General features: G+C 70.5%; 12 protein-coding genes. 11 read left to right on the top strand and 1 reads right to left on the bottom strand.

Translation table 11 applies throughout. The annotated features are described in order from the left end of the window. The first annotated feature begins 26 nt into the window (after positions 1-26). From ACLQ23_RS00060 to fabG, 3 genes are read left to right on the top strand one after another with little or no spacing between them, the layout of a single operon-like run. Positions 27-395: a hypothetical protein gene (locus tag ACLQ23_RS00060; RefSeq protein WP_355592129.1), complete on the top strand. Its 369-nt coding sequence runs from the start codon at positions 27-29 to the stop codon at positions 393-395. Then, positions 395-859 carry a 3-hydroxyacyl-ACP dehydratase FabZ family protein gene (locus ACLQ23_RS00055; protein ID WP_355592127.1) on the top strand — a complete coding sequence of 155 codons (465 nt, stop codon included), beginning with the start codon at positions 395-397 and terminating at the stop codon, positions 857-859. Before ACLQ23_RS00060 ends, ACLQ23_RS00055 begins: the two co-directional genes overlap by 1 nt. Then, the gene (gene fabG, locus ACLQ23_RS00050; RefSeq protein ID WP_355592125.1) at positions 856-1602 is read left to right on the top strand and encodes a 3-oxoacyl-ACP reductase FabG; all 747 of its coding nucleotides are present in this window, start codon (positions 856-858) and stop codon (positions 1600-1602) included. The genes ACLQ23_RS00055 and fabG overlap by 4 nt, the downstream gene beginning before the upstream one ends. Here fabG and ACLQ23_RS00045 read toward each other — a convergent pair. Beyond that, positions 1574-2461 (bottom strand): SDR family NAD(P)-dependent oxidoreductase, encoded by an 888-nt coding sequence (locus ACLQ23_RS00045; protein WP_355592123.1) that lies wholly within the window; start codon positions 2459-2461, stop codon positions 1574-1576. The genes fabG and ACLQ23_RS00045 overlap by 29 nt on opposite strands. Positions 2462-2640: 179 nt before the next feature. Between ACLQ23_RS00045 and ACLQ23_RS00040 the strand changes: the two genes are divergently transcribed. The 8 genes from ACLQ23_RS00040 to ACLQ23_RS00005 all read left to right on the top strand — a co-directional run. Then, complete coding sequence (locus ACLQ23_RS00040; protein WP_355592121.1) at positions 2641-3597, top strand: beta-ketoacyl-ACP synthase III; 957 nt, start codon at positions 2641-2643, stop codon at positions 3595-3597. 43 nt (positions 3598-3640) lie between these two features. Beyond that, the gene (locus ACLQ23_RS00035) at positions 3641-3895 is read left to right on the top strand and encodes an acyl carrier protein (protein WP_425735980.1); all 255 of its coding nucleotides are present in this window, start codon (positions 3641-3643) and stop codon (positions 3893-3895) included. Then, the gene (locus ACLQ23_RS00030; protein ID WP_355592117.1) at positions 3892-5247 is read left to right on the top strand and encodes a condensation domain-containing protein; all 1356 of its coding nucleotides are present in this window, start codon (positions 3892-3894) and stop codon (positions 5245-5247) included. Before ACLQ23_RS00035 ends, ACLQ23_RS00030 begins: the two co-directional genes overlap by 4 nt. A 211-nt stretch (positions 5248-5458) precedes the next feature. After that, the gene (gene sbnA, locus ACLQ23_RS00025) at positions 5459-6427 is read left to right on the top strand and encodes a 2,3-diaminopropionate biosynthesis protein SbnA (protein WP_355592461.1); all 969 of its coding nucleotides are present in this window, start codon (positions 5459-5461) and stop codon (positions 6425-6427) included. Further along, positions 6421-7434 (top strand): 2,3-diaminopropionate biosynthesis protein SbnB, encoded by a 1014-nt coding sequence (gene sbnB, locus ACLQ23_RS00020; protein ID WP_355592115.1) that lies wholly within the window; start codon positions 6421-6423, stop codon positions 7432-7434. Before sbnA ends, sbnB begins: the two co-directional genes overlap by 7 nt. Positions 7435-7451: 17 nt before the next feature. Further along, entirely contained in the window at positions 7452-7658 is a 207-nt protein-coding gene (locus ACLQ23_RS00015) for an MbtH family protein (protein ID WP_053655527.1), read from the top strand. A gap of 48 nt (positions 7659-7706) precedes the next feature. Next, positions 7707-12710, top strand: coding sequence for an amino acid adenylation domain-containing protein (locus ACLQ23_RS00010; RefSeq protein ID WP_425880207.1), 5004 nt, complete (start codon positions 7707-7709; stop codon positions 12708-12710). Continuing rightward, the coding region (locus ACLQ23_RS00005) for an amino acid adenylation domain-containing protein (protein WP_425880206.1) at positions 12707-23117 on the top strand (10411 nt) is incomplete at its 3' end. The genes ACLQ23_RS00010 and ACLQ23_RS00005, both read left to right, overlap by 4 nt.

Raw genomic sequence — 23117 nt, 5'->3', positions numbered from 1 at the left:
ATAGCCGGTACCGGCACGGTCGGTGGGTGACCATCCTGATTCCGCCCGAGTGCGCGACCACTGCGCGGATCGACCTCGACCACGCAAGCGGGGACGAGATCGTCGGTCGAGTCCGGCCCGACCGGGACGACCCGGTCTTCGCCGGGCACTATCCCGGATTCCCCCTGCTGCCCGGTGTCTACATCGTCGAGTACGTGCACCGCGCCGTCCTCGCGGCGATGCCGACGGAGATCCTCGCCGAGCTGGTGTCCTGCCGGTTCCTCCGAACGATCGACCTCGACGACGAGCTGGTCATCACCATCCGCTGCGACGGCGGGATACGTCGGGGCACGGTCGCCGTGTCCGGCGTACCGGCCGCCGAGGTGGTGTTGCGCTATCAGGAAGGAACCCCGTGATGCTCGACAGCGACGACATTCGACGGCTCATCCCACACCGACCGCCGATGCTCCTTGTCGACCGGGTCAGCGAAATCGTGCCCCGGCGTCGGCTGGTCGGCAGCTACACGGTGACCGGGACCCGGCCGCTGCCAGCCGTGCTGCTGCTCGAGTCGTGGGGTCAGGCCGCGCTGGTGCTGATCAGGCACGACCGGCCGATGCCCGACGTGCTGACCGACGGGGTGCCCATCGCGGGCGCCTTCGAGGGGATCCGGTTCGGCCGGCCGGTGCTGCCGGGCGAGACGGTCGAGCACCGCGTCGAGCTGATCCGGTTGATCGCCGACACCGGTTTCGTCCGGGGCGAGAGCGTGGTCGGCACCGAGGTGGTCATGCAGGTCGGTCGCCTGGTTGGCGCGGTGCGCCCGGCGGCTGCGCTTCGCCCCGCCGTCCTGGCCGGGGTCTCCGACGTCAAGGAGCAGACATGAGTGAGAACCGACGACCGGTCGCCCTGGTCAGTGGAGGATCCCGAGGGATCGGCCGGGCCGTGGTCCGGCAGCTCGCCGCAGACGGGTACGACGTGGCCTTCTGCTATCAGAGCAACCGGGAGGCCGCCGAGAAGGTGGCAGCGGAGGTGCTGGAGACCGGTGCCCGGGTGCTGGCCCGGCAGGTGGACGTCGCCGATTCCGCGCAGGTACGCGAGTTCGTCACCGAGGTGGAGCGGGACTTCGGCGAGCTCGCGGCCCTGGTGACCGTCGCCGGGATCATCCGCGACCGGCCGGTGGCGATGATGGCCGACGAGGACTGGCGGTCGGTTATCGACGTCAACCTCGGAGGTGTCTACAACGTGTGCCGGGCGGCGATCCGCCGGATGATGCGGCGACGGGGTGGCAGCATCGTCACCGTCTCCTCGGTGGCGGGCATCACCGGTAGCCCGGGCCAGACCAACTATTCGGCGTCGAAGGCCGGCATCATCGGCTTCACGAAGGCGCTGGCGAAGGAGGTCGGCCCGTACGGAATCCGGGTCAACGCCGTGGCGCCGGGCTTCATCGAGACCGACATGCTCAACGACCTGCCAGCTGGCCTGGCCGTTGGCGTCCAGCAGCGGGCCGCGCTCGGCCGGCTCGGCCAGGCGGAGGAGGTCGCCCCGGTGGTGACGTTCCTGCTCTCGGAGCGGGCCTCCTACCTGACCGGTCAGGTCGTCACGGTTGACGGTGGTCTGACGTTCTGACTCGCTGTGCCGCGAGCCGGGTCCGCATGGCCTCCAGGCGGACCTGGCTCGCCTGCGTCCGGACCCGGCGCGCGGTGAAGCGGGCGTAGACGGTGCCGAGCAGCCGGGTGAGCAGGTCGGCCCGGCGGGCGTCCGACCCGACGACGATCTTCACCCGGTTGCGCCGGACGCCGCGCAGGATGAGCCGTGCGGCCTGCTCGGCAGAGGTCGTCGCCTCCCGGGCGTAGCGCTCCCGGACCCCGCCGTAGCCGAGCCCCTTCGCCGCCCGCGCGTTGCTGAAGATGTCGGTACGCACCTTGCCCGGATAGACGCAGCTGACCCGCACCGGCACGTTCCCGACCCGCATCTCCTGCAACACCGCCTCGGTGAAACCGCGGACGGCGAACTTGGCCGCGTTGTACGCGCTCTGCGCCGGCGCCGCGGTCAACCCGTACATGCTGGAGATGTTCACCAGGTGGCCCTTCGAGGTGACGAGCAGCGGCAGGAACGCCTGGGTGCCGTTGACGACGCCCCAGAAGTCGACGTCCAGCACCCACCGCATGTCGTCCCAGCTGGCCTCGGTGATCGAGGCGAGCAGGGTCACCCCGGCGTTGTTGATGACCAGGTCGGCGCCGCCGAAGTCGGCGCGCACCTCCTTGGCGTGGGCCTGCACCGCCTGCCTGTCGGTGACGTCGAGCCGGTAGGTACGGACCTCGGCCCCTACCGCGGCGCAGCTCGCCGCGGTCTGAGCGAGACCCGCCTCCGCCGCGTCGGAGAGGGCCAGCCGGGCGCCCTGCGCGGCCAGCTCGACCGCCAGCGCCCGGCCGATGCCCGAACCGGCACCCGTGACGACCGCGACCCTGCCTCGGAACTCCTCCATGCGTGCTCCCTCGGAATCGGCGTGCCAGCCTGCGGCGACACACATCCGCCGTACGGTCCGGGGCCGGGCTATCTCTTTTCCATACCGGGCGCGATGTAGAGAAGTTATGAGAGCCCCGCCCAACACTGCCTCCGGACGGTGTCACCAGGACGCCGAGCAGGCGTGGTGCGGAGGAGGCGATGGCACAGATGACAGGTGCGGCAATCACCGGGCTCGGGGCGTACCGGCCGAGCAGACTGATCACCAACGAGGAGATCGCCGGAGAGGCAGGCGTGACTCCGGAGTGGATCGAGGAGCGGACCGGCATCCGGTCGCGCTACCGGTCCGGGCCGGAGGAATCCGTGACGATGATGGCCGCCGAGGCCGGCGGCAAGGCGTTGGCGATGGCGAACGTCGACCCCGCCGACGTGGACCTTGTCATCCTCGCCTCGGCGACGAAGAAGGACCGCATCCCGGGCGGGGCACCCGAGGTGGCCAGCCGGATCGGCATCACCACCACCGGCGCGTTCGACCTGAACGCCGCCTGCGCCGGCTTCGCGTACTCGATCGGGCTCGCGGCGAACGAGATCCGGGTGGGCAGCGCCCGCAACGTGCTCGTCGTCGGCGCGGAACAGCTGAGCCGCTTCATCGACCCGGAGGACCCGGCGACGTACGTCATCTTCGGTGACGGTGCGGGTGCCGCTGTGGTCTCCCCGTCGGAGGTCGACGGGATCAGCCCGACCGTGTGGGGCAGCGACGGCTCGCGGGCCGACATCCTCGGCACCAAGTGGGACGCCAACGGCCGCGAGTTCGCCAAGATGGACGGCCCGCTGGTCTACCGCTGGTCGACGAAGAACGTGCCGAGGGTGGCCCGCAAGGTGTGCGCCTTCGCCGGCATCGAGCTGTCGGACATCGACTGGTTCGTGCCGCACCAGGCGAACCTCCGCATCGTCGACCAGTTGGCCGAGATCCTCCAGATCCCTGACGAGAAGGTCGCCAAGGACATCGTCGACACCGGCAACACCTCTGCCGCGTCGGTGCCGCTGGCGCTCAGCCGGCTGCACGAGAGCGGCCGGACCAGCCCCGGCGACCGCGTGATGCTCCTCGGCTTCGGGGCGGGACTCGCCTACGCCGGTCAGATCATCCGGATGCCCTGACCCACTTCGATCAAGATCCCCTTCCTACGAAAGGACAAGCACCATGACGATGACCGTGAACCAGGTGTCCCTCGACGTCGTGTCGCTCACCCGCAAGCTGATGACCGACGACGTCGACCGGGAGATCAACGCCAGCGACACGTTCGTCGACCTCGGGCTGGACAGCCTCAAGCTCGTCGACCTGCTCGCCGCCGTGGAGACCCACTTCGACATCGAGGTGCCGGACGAGCTGGTCGGCAGCTTCACAAAGGTCCAGGACCTCAGCGACTTCGTGCTCTCCGCCAGGTCTTCGGGGTGACCGAGGACGTCCGGGAGCTGTCGGTTGGACAGCGGGCGCTGTGGCTTGTCCACCGGCTGGCCCCGGACAGCCCGGCCAGCAACGTGGTCCACGGGCTGCACGTCGAACCGGTGCTCGACCCCGACCTGGTACGCGGGGCGTTGGCGGCGGTGCGAGCACGGCACGACATGCTCCGGTCCCGATTCGTGCAGACGGAGCAGGGACCGGTGCGGGTCGTCGATCCCGACCTCGGGTGCGAGGTCGAGATCCACGATGTTGCCGACCTGGACGACGACGGGCTGCTGCGCCGCTGCCAGGAGTTCGGCGACCAGCCGCTACGGCTGGCACAGGACGGTCCGATGCGTGTGGCGTTGCTGCGGCGGCGCACCGACTGCGTGCTGGTGGTGGTGATCCATCACATCGCCACCGACTTCCACTCGCAGCGGATCGTCTGGCAGGAGTTGGACGCCGCGTACGGGGCGTTGCAGGCCGGTCGGCCGGTGGAGTTGCCGCCGGTCTCCGGTAGCTACGACGACTTCCTGGACCGGGAGCGGGCGGCCCTGTCCGGCGAGCGGGGCGAGCGGTTGCGCGCCTACTGGGATCAGGTCTGCGACGGCACCACTGCGGCCACCCTGCCGACCGATCGGCCCCGTCCGCCCGTGCGCTCGTTCCGGGGCGGCGCGTTCAGTCAGGACCTCACGGACGACCTCGCCGGCCGGCTGCGGGAGACCGCGGCGGCGGCAGGGGTGACGCCGTACGCCGTAGTGCTCGCCGCGTTCCAGGCGACCATGTACCGCTACACCGGCCTGGGGGAGCTCACCGTCGGTTGTCCGGCCTCGCTGCGGCGGGGACGGGCGCTGCGGGGGGTGGTCGGCATGTTGATCAACACGATCGCGCTGCGGGGGTCGTTCGACGCGGACACCACGTTCGCGACGGCGATCAGCGCGGCGGGCCGACAGTTGACCGACGCCGTGGCCCATGCCGCCTACCCGTTCCCGCTGCTGCGGTCGGGCCGGCGGAACCAGGACCCGCCGGTGCGGGTGACCGTCACCCTGCTGGCCCACCAGCACGGCGACAACTACACCACCCGGCGGCACGCGTTCGCCGGGCACCAGATCCGGCTGCTGGACATCCCGTACGACGAGGGGCAGTTCGACCTGTCGGCGACCCTCACCCAGTACCAGGACGGCCGGCTCCAGGCGGAGTTCGGCTACGACACCGACCTGTTCGACGAGGCGACAGTGCAGCGGCTGGCAGGGCACTTCCTCCAGATGCTGCGGGTGGCCTGCACGGCGCCGGAGACGGTGGTGTCCCTGGCACCGATGGTCGACCAGGCCGAACTGCGCGAACTGCTGGCGCTCGGCACCCGATAGACCGGTGCGGCGTGGCCCGCGGTTCCCCCGTGCCGCAGGGCCGGCACTCCCGCCGCACGGGCCGGATCCGGCTGGCGCGACCCCCGTCGCCGGCCGGATCCAGGCCCGATATGGCCGCCCGACGCACAGGTATAGGGGCGGTATAGCGCTGATTGACAACGTCCCTGGCATTGGTAGGTCACTTGTGGAGGGAGGAACGGTGCGCGAGGGCATCCTCTCGACGGTCGGGAACACACCGCTGGTACAGCTGGTCCGGTTGTTTCCGGAGTTCCCCTCCCGGTTGTTCGTCAAGCTCGAACGCTTCAATCCCGGCGGCAGCATCAAGGACCGCACCGCGCTGAGCATGCTGCGCGCCAAGGTCGAATCCGGGGAGCTGGTGCCCGGCCGATCGGTGGTCGTCGAGTCCAGCTCGGGCAACCTGGCCATCGGCCTGGCCCAGTTCTGTGCGTACTACGCGATCCGGTTCATCTGCGTTGTCGACCCGAAGACCACCCGGCAGAACCTCGCGATCCTTACCGCGTACCACGCGGAGATCGAGATGGTCGAGCACCCCGACCCGGTCAGCGGCGAGTACCTGCCGGCCCGACAGCGTCGCGTCCGCGAGCTGTGCGAGCAGGTCCCGCACGCCTACCGCCCGGACCAGTACGCCAATCCGCTCAACGCCGCCGCGCAGCGGCAGACGATGGCTGAGATAGTGACAGCGCTCGACGGTCAGATCGACTATCTGTTCTGCTCCACCGGCACCTGCGGGACGCTCGTCGGCTGCGTCGGCTACCTGCGCGACCACGGGCTCTCCACGCGCGTGGTGGCGGTGGACGCGGTGGGCAGCGCCATCTTCGGCGACGAGCCGGCGACCCGGCTGATCCCCGGGCACGGCGCCTCGGTAGTGCCGCCGCTGGCCGTCGACGCCACCCCGGACGAGATCATGCACGTCTCCGACCTGGACTGCGTGGTCGGCTGCCGGTTGCTGCTGCACCGGGAGGCCATCCTCGCCGGCGGGTCCTCCGGCGCCACGGTGTCCGCGCTGCGCCGACGGATGGCCGACATCCCCGCGGGCGCCACCGCGGTGCTGATTCTGCCCGACAACGGCGATCGCTACCTCGACACGATCTATTCCGATCAATGGGTGTCCGGGCACTTCGGGGAGATCACCCACCTGTGGAAGGACGCTACGTGCTGATCATCGGTAGGGCTGTGGTGCGGGACATCCTCGACGGCGACGACGCCCGGGCGGTGGATCTGGTCCGGAACGCGTACCTGTTGCACGAGCAGGGCCGCACGAGCCTGCCGCACTCGGTTTTCCTGCGCTTCCCCCAGCGACCCCGCGACCGCATCATCGGCCTGCCCGCCTACCTCGGCGCCGATTCACCGGTGAGCGGCATCAAGTGGATCTCCTCGTTCCCCGGCAACCTGGCCTCCGGGCTGGAGCGGGCCAGCGCGGCCATCCTGCTGAACTCGATGCGTACCGGCCACCCGGTGGCGCTGATCGAGGGGTCGGTCATCTCGGCCCGGCGTACCGCGGCGAGCGCTGCGCTCGCCGCCGGCCTGCTCACCGCGCACCGCCGCCCGGACGGCCTGGCCCTGATCGGCTGCGGCCTGATCAACCAGCAGGTGCTGCGGTTCGTGGCGGGCACCGTCGCCCCGCCGCCGGCGCTGACGCTGTTCGACACCGACCCGCGCCGGGCCGAGGCCTTCGCCGAGACAGCCCGGACGCTGCTGCCGGGTACGCCGACGACACTGGCCGGGACCGCCGAGGAGGCGTTGGCCGCGCACCGGCTGACCTCGATCGCCACCACCGCCACCGAACCCCACCTCGACCTGGCCGCCTGCCAGCCCGGCGCGGTAGTGCTGCACCTGTCCCTGCGCGACCTGCTTCCCGAGGGTCTGCTGGCCGCGCGCAACGTGGTCGACGACGCCGACCACGCCTGCCGCGAGGGCACCTCGTTGCAGTTGGCCGAGCAGCTCACCGGCGGCCGGGACTTCATCCACGCCACCATCGGCGCGCTGGCCGGCGGCCAGACGCGGCTGCCCGTGGACGACGTACCGGTGGTGGTGTCCCCGTTCGGCCTCGGCGTGCTGGACCTCGCGCTCGCCGAGCACGTCCGCGCCACCGCCGAACGGCGGGGCCTGGGCGTACGCGTCGACGACTTCCTACCCGTGGTGGACGCCGCCGTGGCGTCCGCCTGATTCCCGAAGGAGTGGCAATGACCGACAACCGCAGCTACCGCGTGGTGCTCAACGACGAGGAGCAGTACTCGGTCTGGTGGACCGACCGGGACCTGCCCGCCGGCTGGCGTGCCGAGGGCACCGAGGGCACCCGCGACGAATGCCTGGCCCGGATCGGCGAGATCTGGACCGACATGCGGCCGCTGAGCCTGCGTCAGCGCATGGAGTCCCAGGCCACGGCCTGACCACCTGATCCGATCCCACGTCCGCGCCCGGTCCCCCGGAGGAGCACCATGAGTATCGTTCCGCCTGCGGCGCCCGTCGCAGCCACCATCCAGGGGGCGGGCACCCTGTCCGAGCTGATCGCCCGGCAGGCCGTACTGACCCCCACCGCAATAGCGGTGAGCGGCGACACTGAGCGACTTGACTACGCCGGACTGGACCGGCGGGCCAACCAGCTCGGTCGGTACCTGGCCGAGCTGGGCGTCGGCCCGGAGTCGCTTGTCGCTGTCAACCTGGACCGTGGCGTCGACCTCGTGGTCGCGCTGCTGGGTGTGTGGCGTGCCGGTGCGGCGTACCTGCCGCTGGACCCGACCCACCCGGCCGAGCGGCGGCGGCGTCTCCTCGCCGACAGCGGGGCCGGGGTGCTGCTCACCCGCGACGCGCTGCGCGACGAGGCGACGCCGGACCGGGTGGTGTGCCTGGACACCGACCGGGCGGCTATCGCGGCCTGCCCGGACACCGCCGCGGTGCCGTCACCCGACCCGGACTCGGTGGCGTACGCCATCTACACCTCCGGGTCGACAGGCCATCCCAAGGGCGTGCTGATCACCCACCGTGGCATCGGCAACCGGGTGACGTGGACGATCCGGGAGCACGACCTGGGCCCCGGCGACCGGGTGCTCCAGAAGACATCGGTCAGTTTCGACGCGGCGGGCTGGGAGTTCTTCGCCCCGCTGGCCAGCGGCGGCACTGTGGTGCTCGCACCGGACGGGGCGCACCGGGACCCGGCCGCCCTGGTCGCGGCCGTCATCCGGCACCGGATCACCGTCCTTCAGGGAGTGCCGTCGGTGTTCGCCCGGCTTGTCGACCAGCCCGGCTGGGCGGACTGCACGAGTCTGCGGCTGGTCTTCTCGGCCGGGGAACCGCTGCACGCCGACCTGTGCCGGCGGCTGACCGTCACGCCCGACGTGCGGGTGTGGAACACGTACGGCCCCACCGAGTGCGCCATCGACGTGACAGCCCACCCGGTGGACACGGCGCAGCCGGCCGGGCCGGTGCCGATCGGCCGGCCACTGCCCGGCGTACGCGTCCAGGTGCTCGGCGTCGACCGGCGGCCGGTGCCGGTGGGTGTGGTCGGCGAGCTCTACATCGGTGGGGCCAACCTGGGCCGGGGCTATCTGCACCGGCCGGACCTGACCGCCGAACGGTTCGTGCCCGACGAGTACGGGCCACCCGGCGCCCGCCTCTACCGCACCGGTGACCAGGTCCGGTGGCGTGCTGACCGGAGCCTTGAGTTCGTCGGTCGGGTCGATCACCAGCTCAAGGTCAACGGCGTACGGATCGAACCGGCCGAGGTGGAGGCGGTGCTCGCCGCCCACCCGGACATCCAGGCGGCGGTGGTGGTGGGGCACACCGACCCGGCCGGTCGCCGGCAGCTCGCCGCGTACGTCGCCGGTCGACGGTCACTCGACCCGGCGGCCCTGCGCGCGTTCTGCGTCGGCCGGCTGCCCGAGGCGCTGGTGCCTGCCGTGTTCCAGCCGGTGGCGGAGTTCCCGCTCACCGCCAGCGGCAAGATCGACCGGTCCGCCCTGCCGGCGATCGACACTCTCGACCGGCCGGCGCTACGGTCGCCACGGACAGCCGCCGAACAGACGGTCGCGGCCATCTGGCGGGACCTGCTCGGCGTCGACCAGGTCGGCGTAGACGACGACTTCTACCAGCTCGGCGGCTCCTCACTCGTGACGCTGGCGCTGGAGAGCCAGCTCAGCGGCGCCGGCGGCACGGTGACGCTGCGCGACCTGCTCACCCACACCACGGTGGCCGCGCAGGCACGGCTGCTGGAGGCGGCCACCCCGGCCACCCCGGCCGCCTCGCCGGTGCTGCCGGTGGGGCGCGACAGGCCCCTGCCACTGTCCGCCGCCCAGCACCGGCTGTGGATGCTCGACCAGCTCGACCCGGGCAGCAAGGAATGGGTCGTTCCCGTGCACGTACGGCTGCCCGCCACCACCCGCCCCGACCACGTCCGGGCGGCGCTGCACGCGTTGGAGACACGGCACGAGCCGCTGCGTACCCGCTATCTGGTGGTCGACGGCGTGGCCCGCCAGCAGGTCGTGGCGCCGGGGACCGTCGACCTGGAGGTGCGCGACGTCAGCCACGGCGGGCTGGCCGAACTGATCACCGAACAGCTCGGCCGAGGCTTCGACCTGCACACCGGTCCGCTGTGGCGGGCCGGACTCGCCGTCGCCACAGGCCGCGATCACCTGCTGGTGCTGGCCGTGCACCACATCGCGTCCGACGCCGGTACCGCCGACGTCCTCGAACGGGACCTGCGGGAGTTGTGCGCCGCCGCCGCGCAGGGACGACCGGCGGACCTGCCGGAGCTGCCGGTGCAGTACGCCGACTACGCGGTCTGGCAGCAGCGGCACCTCACCGACGAGGTCGTCGGGCGTGAGTTGGCGTACTGGCGGGAGGCGCTGGCCGGGGTGCCGCAGCTGGAGCTGCCGCTGGACCGTCCGCGCCCGGCCCGGCGGGACGCGCAGGGCAGCATGCTCGGCTTCACCGTCGGGGCGGACGTCGCCGGCGCTCTGACCGATGTGGGTCGGCGCTGCGCGGCCAGCCCGTTCATGACACTGCTCACCGGCTTCGCCACGGTTCTCGCCCGCTACACAGGGCAGTGGGACATGCCGATCGGCACGCCCACATCGGGGCACCGGCCCGCCGAGCTGGACCAGATCGCCGGGATCTTCCTCAATCCGGTGGTGCTGCGCTGCACTCTGGACCCGGCGTCCGGCTTCACTCAGGCCGTACGGGCGGTCCGCAACCGGACCGTCGCGGCGCTGGCCCACCAGGACCTGCCTTTCGACCGGGTGGTAAACGACCTGGTCGGTGAGCGGGACCTCTCCCGTACCCCGCTCTACCAGGTGGCGCTGAACTACCAGGAGGGCGGGATCACCGGCCGGATGGCCGACGACCCGCTCACGATCGACGCGCTGCGGCAGGCGTCCACGGTGGCCAAGACCGACCTGACAGTGCACCTGTGGCCGCAGCCGGACGGCTCGCTCGCCGGAGCCGTGGAGTACGCCACGACGCTGTTCGACGAAGCCACAGTGCGACGGTTCGCCGACCACTTCGTCCGGCTGCTGGGCGCTGCCGCCGCCGAGCCGGACGCCCGCCTGGACGGGCTCGACCCGTTCTCGGCCGAGGAACGGCACCAGTTGCTGCACCTGTGGAACGGGCCGACGGTGCCCCGTCCGGCCACCACTGTTGTCGACAGGTTCGAGGCGCGTCGCGCGGTGGCACCGCAGGCGGTGGCGTTGCGCCACGGCGAGGCGTGCACCAGCTACGCCGAGTTGGACGACAGGGCCAACCGCTTCGCCAACCACCTGCGCCGCTCCAACGTCGCGCCGGGGGCGACCGTCGCCGTACTGCTGGGTCGGGGACCCGACCTGGTGGCCGCGATCCTCGGCTGCTGGAAGGCGGGTGCCGCCTGCCTTCCGTTGGACCCCTCGTATCCGGCCGAGCGGATCGACTACCTGCTCGACACCGCAGGCGTGGGCCTCGCCGTCACCGAATCGCGGTTCGCCGACCGGTTCGCAGTGCCCACCCTCCAGGTGGACACCCACCGGCTGATGGTCAGTTCCGAACCGCACACCGCGCCGGCCCGCGACCTCGACCCGGCCCAGACGGCGTACGTGCTGTTCACCTCCGGATCGACAGGCCGCCCCAAGGGGGTGCTGCTCTCCCACGCGGCGGTCACGAACTTCCTGGCCTGCGCCACCGAGACCGAGGCGCTCGGCGACCGGGGAGGCCGCCCGGCCGGCGGTGGTGCGCCGCTCTTCTCCACGATCGCCTTCGACCTGTCGATCTCCAACCTCTGGGGCCCGCTGGTGGCCGGGCAGCCGGTGACCCTGCTGCCGCAGGAGTTTGACCTCACCCAGCTCGGCGCTCTGTTGCTGGCCGCCGGGCCGTACGACCGCTTCATCATGACGCCCCCGCACCTGGAGCTGCTGGCCACGCAGGTGGACGCCGCGCAGGCGCAGCGGCTGGCCGGTCAGCTCTGGGTGGCCGGTGGGGTGCTGCGCCGGTCGGTGGCCAACCAGTGGCTCGAACTGCTCGGTCCGGGCGGCCTGATCAACTCCTACGGCCCTACCGAAACCACAGTGATCATGTCGGCGTACCCGGTGGTGGAGCCGCAGACCAGCGAGATCGTGTCGATCGGCCGCCCGATGGCGAACACAGTCGTGCGGATCCTGGACGACGAGATGCGGCTGCTGCCGGTCGGCGCCGTCGGCGAGCTGTACATCGGTGGCGCATGCCTGGCCACCGGCTATCTCGGGCGGCCAGAGCTGACCGCCGAACGCTTCGTGCCCGACCCCTACGGCCCGCCGGGCACCCGCCTCTACCGCAGCGGCGACCGGGGCCACTGGCGGCCCGACGGCACGATGGCCTTCGTCGGTCGCGTCGACGACCAGGTGAAGGTCCGCGGCTACCGGATCGAACCCGACGAGATCAGCGCCGTCGTCGCCGAACATCCGCGGGTACGCGACTGCGTGGTCCTCGCCCACCAGGACCGCCTGGTCGCCTTCTACATCGGCGAGGCCACCGACCTGGCCGCGTACTGCGCCCGGCAGTTGCCCGAGTTCATGGTGCCGGGCCTGTTCGTGCCGGTGGAGCGGATCCCGCTCAACGCCAACGGCAAGGTGGACCGGGACGCCCTGCGCGGCAGGCTCGACGCGGCGCTCGCCGACGGCACCGCCGACCCCACCGAGTTCGTCGCACCGCAGAGCGTTGTCGAGAAGCGGGTCGCCGCGATCTGGGCGGAACTGCTCGACGGGCGGATCGGCGCGACCACGGACTTCTTCCTCCTGGGCGGCCACTCGGTGCTGGCCGCCCGGCTGATCGCCGGGTTGCAGGAGGAGTTCGACCTCGACCTGCCGATCCGGCTGGTGTTCGAGCACCCCACGGTGCGCGCCCAGGCGCTCGCCATCGAAGACCTGATCCGAGCTGAGGTCGACGCGCTGGACGCAGCCGATCTCACCCACGACCTTTCGCGATCCGAGGAGTACCCGGCATGACCAGCATCGCCAACGAGCCGAACCTGCGTGAAGAACTCGTCCAGCGTCGCCTGGCCGGCCGTCGTACCGGCCGCCGGGACCGGATCCCGACCGTCGACCGGTCGGGGGAGCTGCCGCTGTCGTACGGCCAGCAGCAGATGTGGTTCCTCAACCGGATGGACCCCACGAGCGCCGAGTTCCTGGTCTCCTGCGCGCTGCGACTGCGCGGGCAGTTGGATGCCGACGTGCTGGGCCGCGCCCTCGACGCCCTGGTCGCCCGGCACGAGATTCTTCGCACCCGCTACGCCCTCGCCGGCACCGCTCCGATCCAGGTGATCGACACTCCGACGAGCCGCGACCTGCCGGTGGTGGACCTGACCGACCGACCGCGCACCGAGCGGGAGGCAGCGCTCGACGCGGTGCTCGCCGACGCCGCGCTCACCGGGTTCGACCTGGCCGAGGACTGGCCTGTGCGGGCCGTGCTGGTCCGGCTGGACACCGACGAGCACGTCCTCGCCCTGGTGCTGCACCACATCGCCTGCGACGCGCCGTCCCTCGCGGTGCTCACCGGTGAGCTGGCCGAGCTGTACGCCGCCCTCCGGGCCGGCGTCGAGCCCTGGTTGCCGGTGCCCGCCGTCCAGTTCGCCGACTTCGCCGCCTGGCAGCGCGGCCGACTGCGCGCCGACGCGGTGGCCCGGTCGCTCGACTACTGGCGCGACCAACTGGCCGGGCTGACGCCTGTGGAGCTGCCGGCCGACCGGACCCGGCCGAAGAACCGGGACTGGCGCGGCTCGTCGGTGCCGTTCACACTGACCGCCGAACTCTCCGCCGCGCTGCGCGGGGTCGCCCGCGACGCCGGCACCACTGTCTTCGTCACCCTGCTCAGCGCCTACCAGGTGCTGCTGTCGCGCTACACCGGCCGGACCGACCTCGCCGTGGGCACCGTGTCGTCCGCGCGTAGCCGCGTGGAGCTGCACAACCTGGTCGGGTACGGCATCGACAACCTGGTGCTGCGCGCCCGCTGGAGTGGTGACCCGTCGTTCGCCGCCCTGCTGGAGCAGACCCGCAACACGGTGCTGGGCGCGTTCGACAACACCGACGCCCCGTTCGCCCTGCTCGCCGACGAGCTGGAACCGGAGCGTGATCTCTCCCGGACGCCGCTCTACCAGGTCGCGTTCACCCTCCAGTCCGAGCCGCCCGCCATCGACTGGCCCGGCGACCTCAGCGTGGAATCTGTCGAGCTGCCCCTGCGCACGTCCAAGGTGGACCTGACCCTGCACATGATGGAGGGCGCCGACGGCGGACTGCGCGGCCGGATCGAGTACGCCACAGCCCTGTTCGACACGGCCACCGTCGAGCGTGCCGCCGACCACCTGGTGCGGCTCCTGGAGCAGGTGGCGGCCGACCCGACGGCCCGACTCTCCGACTTTGCCGTCCTCGGCCCCGCCGAGCTGGCCGTTGTGACTCAGGGGCCGGTCACCGCCGACCCGGTCACCGGCACCGTGCACGGCGTCTTCGAGGCGGTCGCTGCCACCCACCCCGACACGGCGGCGCTGACGGTCGGCGGCACCACCAGTGGGTACGCCGAGCTGAACGCCGACGCCAACCGGCTCGCCCACTGGCTGCGCGGCCACGGCGCCGGCCCGGAGCGGCTGGTCGGGGTCCACCTCGACCACGGCCCCGAACTGGTGCCGGCCCTGCTCGGCGTGCTCAAGTCCGGTGCGGCGTACCTGCCCCTCGACCCGGCCTCGCCTGACGAACGCCTCGATTTCATGATCAACGATGCCGGCGCGGCGATCGTGCTTACCACCACCGCCTACAGTGACCGGTTCGCCGACTTCGACGGAACCGTCGTGCTGTTGGACGCCCCGGAATTCGCCACGGAACTGTCCGCCCAGCCGGCCACCGACCCGGCCGTGCCGATGGACGTGGACAACCTCTGTTACGTCATCTACACCTCGGGCTCCACCGGCCGGCCCAAGGGCGTGGCGGTGGCCCACCGGCAGGTGCTGCGGCTGCTGACCGTCACCGCCGGCGACTACCGGTTCGGCGCCGACGACGTGTGGACGCTGCTGCACTCGTACGCCTTCGACTTCTCGGTCTGGGAGATCTGGGGCTGCCTGCTGCACGGCGGTCGCCTCCTTGTGGTGCCCCGGGCGCTGGCCCGATCCCCGCAGGAGCTGCTCGACGAGCTGATCGCGCAGCGGGTCACGGTGCTCTGCCAGACGCCCACGGCGTTCCGCGCGCTGGTAGGGCTGGCGGCCGAGGGCGACCCCAGGGTGGACCAGCTCGCCCTGCGGGTGGTGACCTTCGGCGGCGAGAAACTGGACTTCACCGAGCTGGCGCCGTGGGTGGCAAGCCGTGGCGTGGACACGCCGCAGCTGATCAACATGTACGGGATCACCGAGACCACAGTGCACACCACGTACCACAGGGTCGTCGCCGCCGAGGTGGGCGGCACCGCCAGCCGGATCGGCGTACCCCTGTCGGACCTCACGGTCCACCTGCTCGACGCCGACGGTCGGCCGGTGCCGATCGGCGTGCCCGGCGAGATCCACGTGGGCGGCCCAGGTGTCGCCCGCGGCTACCTGGGTCGCGCCGACCTGACCGCGCAGCGGTTCGTGCCGGACCCGTGGGGGCCTGCCGGTTCGCGGCTCTACCGCAGCGGCGACCTCGCCCGACGGCACGCCGACGGAGGGTTGGAGTTCGTCGGACGCATCGACCACCAGGTCAAGATCCGTGGCTACCGGGTCGAGCTGGGTGAGATCGAGGCGGCCCTCACCGTCCTGCCCGGCGTCCGGGACGCGGTGGTGGTGCTGCGCGAGGACACCCCGGGCGACCAGCGGCTCACCGCGTACCTGGTGGCCGATGACACCTCGACGCTGCTGCGCCCCTCGCAGCTGCGCGCGGCGCTGGGTCGGACGCTGCCGGACTACATGGTCCCGGCGGCGTTCATGCCGCTGCCCCGGATCCCGCTCACCGTCAACGGCAAGCTCGACCAGGCCGCGCTGCCCGCCCCGGGTCGGTCGGTGGTCGCCGTCGACAGGCCGTACGTGGCCCCGCGCACCACTGTGGAGCAGCAGCTCGCCGACGTCTGGACCGCCACGCTCGGGCTGGACCGGGTGGGCGTACAGGACGGCTTCTTCGACCTCGGCGGTGACTCCATCCGCGCCGTGGCGCTGGCCGGCGCACTGCGGGCGGCGCACTTCGACGTGGAGGTCCGGGACATCTTCGAGCGGCGTACCGTCGCCGAGCTGGCCGAACTGCTCACCGCGCGGCCCGCCACCGAGCCGGAGCCGACCGTCGCCCCGTTCGAGCTGGTCGGCGAGGCGGACCGGGCCGTGCTGCCCGCCGGCGTGGTGGACGCCTACCCGTGCACCCAGGGGCAGCTCGGCATGCTTGTCGAGCTGCTGTCCGACACCGAGCAGAACCCGTACCACAACGTGACCAGCTACCGGGTTCGTGGCGAAGGGGAGTTCTCCCTGGAGGCGCTGCGCGCCGCCGCGGCGCTGCTGGTGCGCCGCCACGAGGTGCTGCGTACCTCCTTCGACCTGACCAGCTATTCGGTGCCGATGCAGTTGGTGCACGCCACCGCCGAGCTGACCGTCACGCACGACCACACGGTCACCACCGAGCGGGCCGAGCTGGACCGGGAACTGCGCGAGCACATCGCTGTCGAGCGGGCCCAACTGTTCGACCTCGATCGCCCGTCGCTGCTGCGGCTGCACGCCCGTACCTGCCCGGACGGCAGCTGGTGGCTCACCATCACCGAGTGCCACCCGATCCTGGACGGATGGAGCTACCACTCGCTGATCATGGAACTGGTCCGCGCCTACCACCAGATCCGTGCCGGAGAGCCGCTCTCGCCGCAGCCGATCCCGTCGGTGCGGTTCGCCGACGCCGTCGCCGCCGAACGACTGTCGGTCACCGGCGACGAGGACCGGGAGTTCTGGCGTGGGGTGCTGGCCGGACGGGTCCGTCACGACCTGCCCACCGGCTGGGGTGACCCCGACGCGCCGGAGGGCGCCAAGCACGAGCACTGGGTGCCGGTGCAGGACCTCGAAGCCTCGCTGCGGGACCTGGCCCGGCGCCTCGGTGTGCCGTTCAAGTCGGTGATGCTTGCCGCGCACCTCAAGGTGATGAGCCAGCTGACCGGCGCCGATCGGTTCTACACGGGCCTGGTCTGCAACATCCGGCCCGAGGCGGCCGGCGCCGACCGGGTGTACGGCATGCACCTCAACACGGTGCCGGTCGGCTACGACGGCCCGGCCGCCACCTGGTCGGAGCTGATCCAGCGGACCTTCGCCGCCGAACTGGCGATGTGGCCGCACCGGCGCTACCCGCTGTCCACCCTGCAACGTGAGGTCGGCGAGGACGCCCGCATGCTCGACGTGCGGTTCAGCTTCCACGACTTCCACCAGATCGACACCGACGACATCGACTACGCCGAGTCCATCGACGACAGTCCCACCGAGTTCCCGCTCGGCGTGTTCAGCCGGCTCGGCTTCCTCACCCTCCAGGCCAGCCAACGCAACGTCGGCCACGACGCCCTGCGCCGCCTGGGCGCGATGTACCGGTCGGTGTTGGAGGCCATGGTCGCGGACTCCGGCGGGGACGCGCGGGTGGTGTGTCTGCCGACCGCCGAGGTGTCCGTGGCGATGGCCGACAGCGACGGCGGGGTGGAGCCGGTGTCGGGGTCGGTCCTGCGGTGGTTCGAGGACCAGGTCGCTCGAGTGCCCTCGAACGAGGCCGTCAATGGTGTGTCGTTCGCCGAGTTGGATGCTCGGGCGGTGGCGTTGGGGTCGTGGTTGGCCTCGCGTGGTGTGTCGCGGGGTTCGGTGGTGGGGGTGTTGCTGGATCGGGGTGCCGATCTGGTGGCCGCGCTGCTGGGTGTCTGGAAGGCGGGTGCGGCGTTCGTGCCGGTGGACCCGTCGTACCCGGTGGGCCGGGTCGAGACCATGTTGGCCGATGCGGGCGCGTCGGTGCTCGTGACGTCGCCGGGGCACGTGGATCGCTGCCCCGATGGTGTCGAGGTGCTGACCGTCGACTCTGTGCCGCAGGTGGAGTCGGTGGTGTTGCCGGGTGTGGTGGATTTGGATGATTTGGCGTATGTGATTTTCACGTCGGGTTCGACTGGTCGGCCGAAGGGTGTGCAGGTTACGCATCGGGGTTTGGCGAATCATGTTCGTTGGGCGTCGGTGGATTTGGCTGGTCGTGGTTCGGGTGGGTGTGCTGTTTTCTCGTCGGTGGCGTTTGATTTGCAGGTGCCGAATTTGTGGGCGCCGTTGGTGGTGGGCCAGCGGGTGTTGATGGTGGATCAGGATGTGGATTTGGCGGAGTTGGGGTCGGTGTTGTCGGCTGCTGCTCCGTTTAGTTTCTTGAAGTTGACGCCGGGTCATTTGGAGATTTTGGGTCGGCAGTTGTCGGATGAGTTGTTGGCTGGGTTGGCGCCGGTGGTGGTGGTTGCGGGTGAGGGTTTGCCGGCGGCGTTGGCTAATCGTTGGTTGGGTCTTCTGGGTCCGGGGAATTTGATCAATGAGTATGGGCCGACGGAGGCGTCGGTGGGGACGTGTGTTTTTCCGGTGCGGGTGGAGCAGACCCTGCCGGTGGTGCCTATTGGTCGGGCGTTGCCGGGTATGCGGATGTTCGTGCTTGATTCGTGGATGAATCTGGTGCCGGTGGGTGTGGTCGGTGAGTTGTTCGTCGGCGGTGTGGGTGTTGCTCGGGGTTATGTGGGTCAGTCTGGTTTGACTGCGGATCGGTTCGTGCCGGACCCGTTCGCCTCGGATGGGTCGCGGTTGTACAAGACCGGGGATCTGGTTCGCCGGTTGGCCGATGGTGTTGTCGAGTTCGTGGGCCGCGTCGATCATCAGGTGAAGGTTCGTGGTTACCGGATCGAGCTGGGCGAGATCGAGTCGGTGATCGGCGCGGTGGCCGGGGTTCGTGATGTGGTGGCACTGGTCCACGGCGAGGGCTCGCGGCTGGTGGCCTGCTACGTGCCGGACGGCCCCGATGTCGGGCTCTCGGAGCGGGTGCGGCGGGAGTGCGCGAGTCGACTGCCGGAGTACATGATCCCGGCGGACCTCGTGGTGGTGGAGTCGATCCCGCTGAACGCCAACGGCAAGGTCGACAGGGCTGCTCTCGCGGCGTCGGTGACCGGTGGCGGGCGTGTGCACGTGGACCCGCGTACCGACCTGGAGCAGCAGCTCGCGGAGATCTGGGCACGCGTGTTGAACCTGGACACCGTCAGCGTGGTGGACAGCTTCTTCGACCTCGGCGGCCACTCGATCAGCGCCATCGCTCTCGTCGGCGCCCTGCGTACGGCGGGCTTCTCCGCCTCGGTACGTGATGTCTTCGTGCACCGCTCCGTCGCCGCGCTCGCCGCGCACCTGTCGGCAGGGGACGCCGCCGAGGTCGCGCCCGCGTTCCAGCCGGTGGCACCGTTCGCGCTGCTCGACGACGCCGACCGGGCCGCGCTGCCCGCCGGTCTCAGCGACGCCTACCCGATCGCCCAGGTGCAACTCGGGATGCTCGTCAAGACGATGACCGACACCGAGCGGCACACCTACCACAACGTCTCGGCCTTCCCGATCCACGACGAGCAGCCGCTGGTCCCCGACGCGCTGCGCCGTGCCGTGCAGACCGTCGTCGACCGGCACGAGATCCTGCGTACGTCGTTCGACCTGAACGGCTACTCGGTGCCGCTGCAACTCGTGCACGCCGAGGTGCCGATCGAGGTGACCGAACTCGACCTGCGCGGCCCGGACACCGAGGCCCGGATGAGCGCCTACATGGCCGTCGAGCGGGCCAACCCGTTCGCGCCGGACCAGGTCCCGCAGATACGCGTCGCCGGTGCGATCGGCGAGGGCAACGCCTGGTGGTTCGTGCTGACCATGTCGCACGGCATCCTCGAAGGCTGGAGCCACCACTCCCTGCTGATGGAGATCCTCGACAACTACCGGCGGCTGCGGGACACCGGTGCTCCGGTGCCCGTCGACGCGCTGCCCGTGCGCTACGCCGACTTCGTCGCCGCGGAACTGGCCGCGCTGACGTCCGCCGAGGACGAGGCGTACTGGCGGGGTGTCGTCGAGTACCCGCGGTTCGCCCTGCCCACCGGCTGGGGCGCCCCGGACTCCGACCCCCAGTTCCAGTGCGGCACCAGGGTTCCGCTGCACGACCTGCTCGACGGGCTCCGGGAGGTGGCAAGCAGCACCGGCACCGCACTGAAGAGCGTGCTGCTGGCCGCGCATCTGAAGGTGATGAGCCAGATCACCATCGAGCCCGTCTTCACAAGCGGCCTGGTCTGCCACGGGCGGCCCGAGGTGACCGGCGCCGACCAGGTGTACGGCATGCACCTGAACACGTTGCCGATCGTGCACCGTGGTTCGGCAGCCACCTGGGCGGAGCTGATCCGGCAGACCTTCGACGCCGAGTTGGAGCTGTGGCCGCACCGGCACTACCCGCTGCCGTCGGTGCAGCGGTTCACCGACGGTGCCCGGCCCCTCGAGATCCTCTTCAACTACCTCGACTTCGCGCAGGTCGACACCGACCGGGTCGGCTTCGACGACGCCGTCTACGAGGCGTCAAGTGAGTTCGACCTGCACGTCTCCACACTGGACGGGACGCTCAGCATTCTCAGCGACCCCCACGTCGTCAGCTACCCCAACGTCCTGCGCCTGGGCGCGATGTACCGGGCGGTGCTAGAGGCGATGGTGGCGGATCCGGGCGGGGACGCGCGGATGGTGTGTCTGCCGGCGGGTGAGGTGTCGGTGCTGTTGGCAGACGGCGACGGCGCGGTGGAGCCGCTGTCGGACTCGGTGCTGGGGTGGTTCGAGCAGCGGGTGACGGCGGTGCCGTCGTGCGAGGCCGTCAATGGGGTGCCCTTCGCGGAGGTGGATGCGCGGGCTGTGGTGCTGGGGACGTGGCTGGCCTCGTCCGGCGTATCCCGTGGCTCGGTCGTGGCGGTGTTGCTGGATCGGGGTGTCGATCTGGTGGCCGCCATGCTGGGCGTGTGGAAGACGGGCGCGGCGTTCGTGCCTGTGGACCCGTCGTACCCGGCCGGTCGGATCAGCTCGATCCTGGCGGATGCCGGTGTGTCCCATGTGGTGACGTCAGCCCGCTACGCGGATCGGTTCCCGTCCGGGGTCGAGGTGCTGGTGGCCGAGCGCGCGGTGGAGCCGCAGCAGTCTGTGGTGTTGCCGGGTGTGGTGGATTTGGATGATTTGGCGTATGTGATTTTCACGTCGGGTTCGACTGGTCGGCCGAAGGGTGTGCAGGTTACGCATCGGGGTTTGGCGAATCATGTTCGTTGGGCGTCGGTGGATTTGGCTGGTCGTGGTTCGGGTGGGTGTGCTGTTTTCTCGTCGGTGGCGTTTGATTTGCAGGTGCCGAATTTGTGGGCGCCGTTGGTGGTGGGCCAGCGGGTGTTGATGGTGGATCAGGATGTGGATTTGGCGGAGTTGGGGTCGGTGTTGTCGGCTGCTGCTCCGTTTAGTTTCTTGAAGTTGACGCCGGGTCATTTGGAGATTTTGGGTCGGCAGTTGTCGGATGAGTTGTTGGCTGGGTTGGCGCCGGTGGTGGTGGTTGCGGGTGAGGGTTTGCCGGCGGCGTTGGCTAATCGTTGGTTGGGTCTTCTGGGTCCGGGGAATTTGATCAATGAGTATGGGCCGACGGAGGCGTCGGTGGGGACGTGTGTTTTTCCGGTGCGGGTGGAGCAGACCCTGCCGGTGGTGCCTATTGGTCGGGCGTTGCCGGGTATGCGGATGTTCGTGCTTGATTCGTGGATGAATCTGGTGCCGGTGGGTGTGGTCGGTGAGTTGTTCGTCGGCGGTGTGGGTGTTGCTCGGGGTTATGTGGGTCAGTCTGGTTTGACTGCGGATCGGTTCGTGCCGGACCCGTTCGCCTCGGATGGGTCGCGGTTGTACAAGACCGGGGATCTGGTTCGCCGGTTGGCCGATGGTGTTGTCGAGTTCGTGGGCCGCGTCGATCATCAGGTGAAGGTTCGTGGTTACCGGATCGAGCTGGGCGAGATCGAGTCGGTGATCGGCGCCGTCGCCGGCGTCCGCGACACTGTCGCTCTGGTCCATCCGGAAGAGGCGCGGTTGCTCGCCTTCTACGTGCCGGAAGGGCCGGACGCCGGTCTGGCCGCCCGGGTGCGGCAGGAATGTGCCAGTCGACTGCCGGAGTACATGATCCCGGCGGACCTCGTGGTGGTGGAGTCCATCCCACTGAACGCCAACGGCAAGGTCGACAGGGCCGCCCTGGCCGCGTCCGTCGGGGAGACCGGCCGGGCGCACGTGGCTCCCCGTAACGACCTGGAACGGCAACTCGCGGAGATCTGGGCACGCGTGTTGAACCTGGACACCGTCAGCGTCATGGACAGCTTCTTCGACCTCGGCGGCGACTCACTGCGAGCGGTCGCCCTGGTCGGGGCGCTCCGGGGAGCCGGCTTCCCCGTCGGCGTCCGGGACGTCTTCGTGCACCGCACCGTCACCGCGCTCGCCGCGCACCTCGCCGCAAAGGACAGCGCCGAGGTCGCTCCGGAGTTCCAGCCGGTCGCACCGTTCGCGCTCCTCGACGACGCCGACCGGGCCGCCCTGCCCGCCGGCCTCACCGACGCCTACCCCATCGCCCAGGTTCAACTCGGCATGCTCGTGGAGATCCAGAAGGACCCGACGCGGTCGCTGTACCACATCGTCCGCTGCTTCCGGGTCCACAGTCGCCAGTCCTTCTCGGGCGACGCGCTCACGGCGGCCGTGCACGACATCGTCTCCCGGCACGAGACCCTGCGTACGTCGTTCGACCCGCACACCTACTCGGTGCCGCTGCAACTCGTGCACGCCCATGCCCCCATCGACGTACGGATCCTGCGCCTTGACGAGGATCGGGCCGAGGCACACCTGCGCGGCTACGTCGACGCCGAGCGGGCACGGCCGTTCGACCCGGAGCACCCCGCCCCGCTGCTGCGGGTCAGCGCCCATGTCGGCGCCGACGGCGGATGGTGGCTCACCGTGGCGATCAGCCACCTGGTGACCGGCGGCTGGGACCTGAACACCCTGCTGGCCGAGCTGCTCAGCTGCTACGAGCGGCGCTGTGTCGGCATGGCGCCGGAGGCACCGGAGCCGTTCGCGGTCCGGTACGCCGATTTCGTCGCCGGCGAGCAGGCGGCGCTGGCCTCGGAGGCCGACGAGGCGTACTGGCGGACTGTCACCTCCGACCACGCCAGGTTCACCCCACCAGTGGGCTGGGGCGACGAGTCCGGGGAGCCCGGGACCGTGCTGCGGCATCGGCTCAGCTACCAGGACCTCGACCCCCGGATCCGCGAGCTGGCATCGACGTACGAGGTGTCACCCAAGGCCGTTCTGCACGCGGCTCATTTGAAGGTGATGAGTCAGTTGTCGGGGGAGCGGCGTTTTTACACGGGGTTGG

The sequence above is a fragment of the Micromonospora sp. DT41 genome (assembly GCF_049841715.1).
GTDB classification, from domain to species: domain Bacteria; phylum Actinomycetota; class Actinomycetes; order Mycobacteriales; family Micromonosporaceae; genus Micromonospora; species Micromonospora profundi.
The sequence above is the reverse complement of the archived record's forward strand: the minus strand, read 5'-3'. Positions and strand labels throughout refer to the sequence as shown.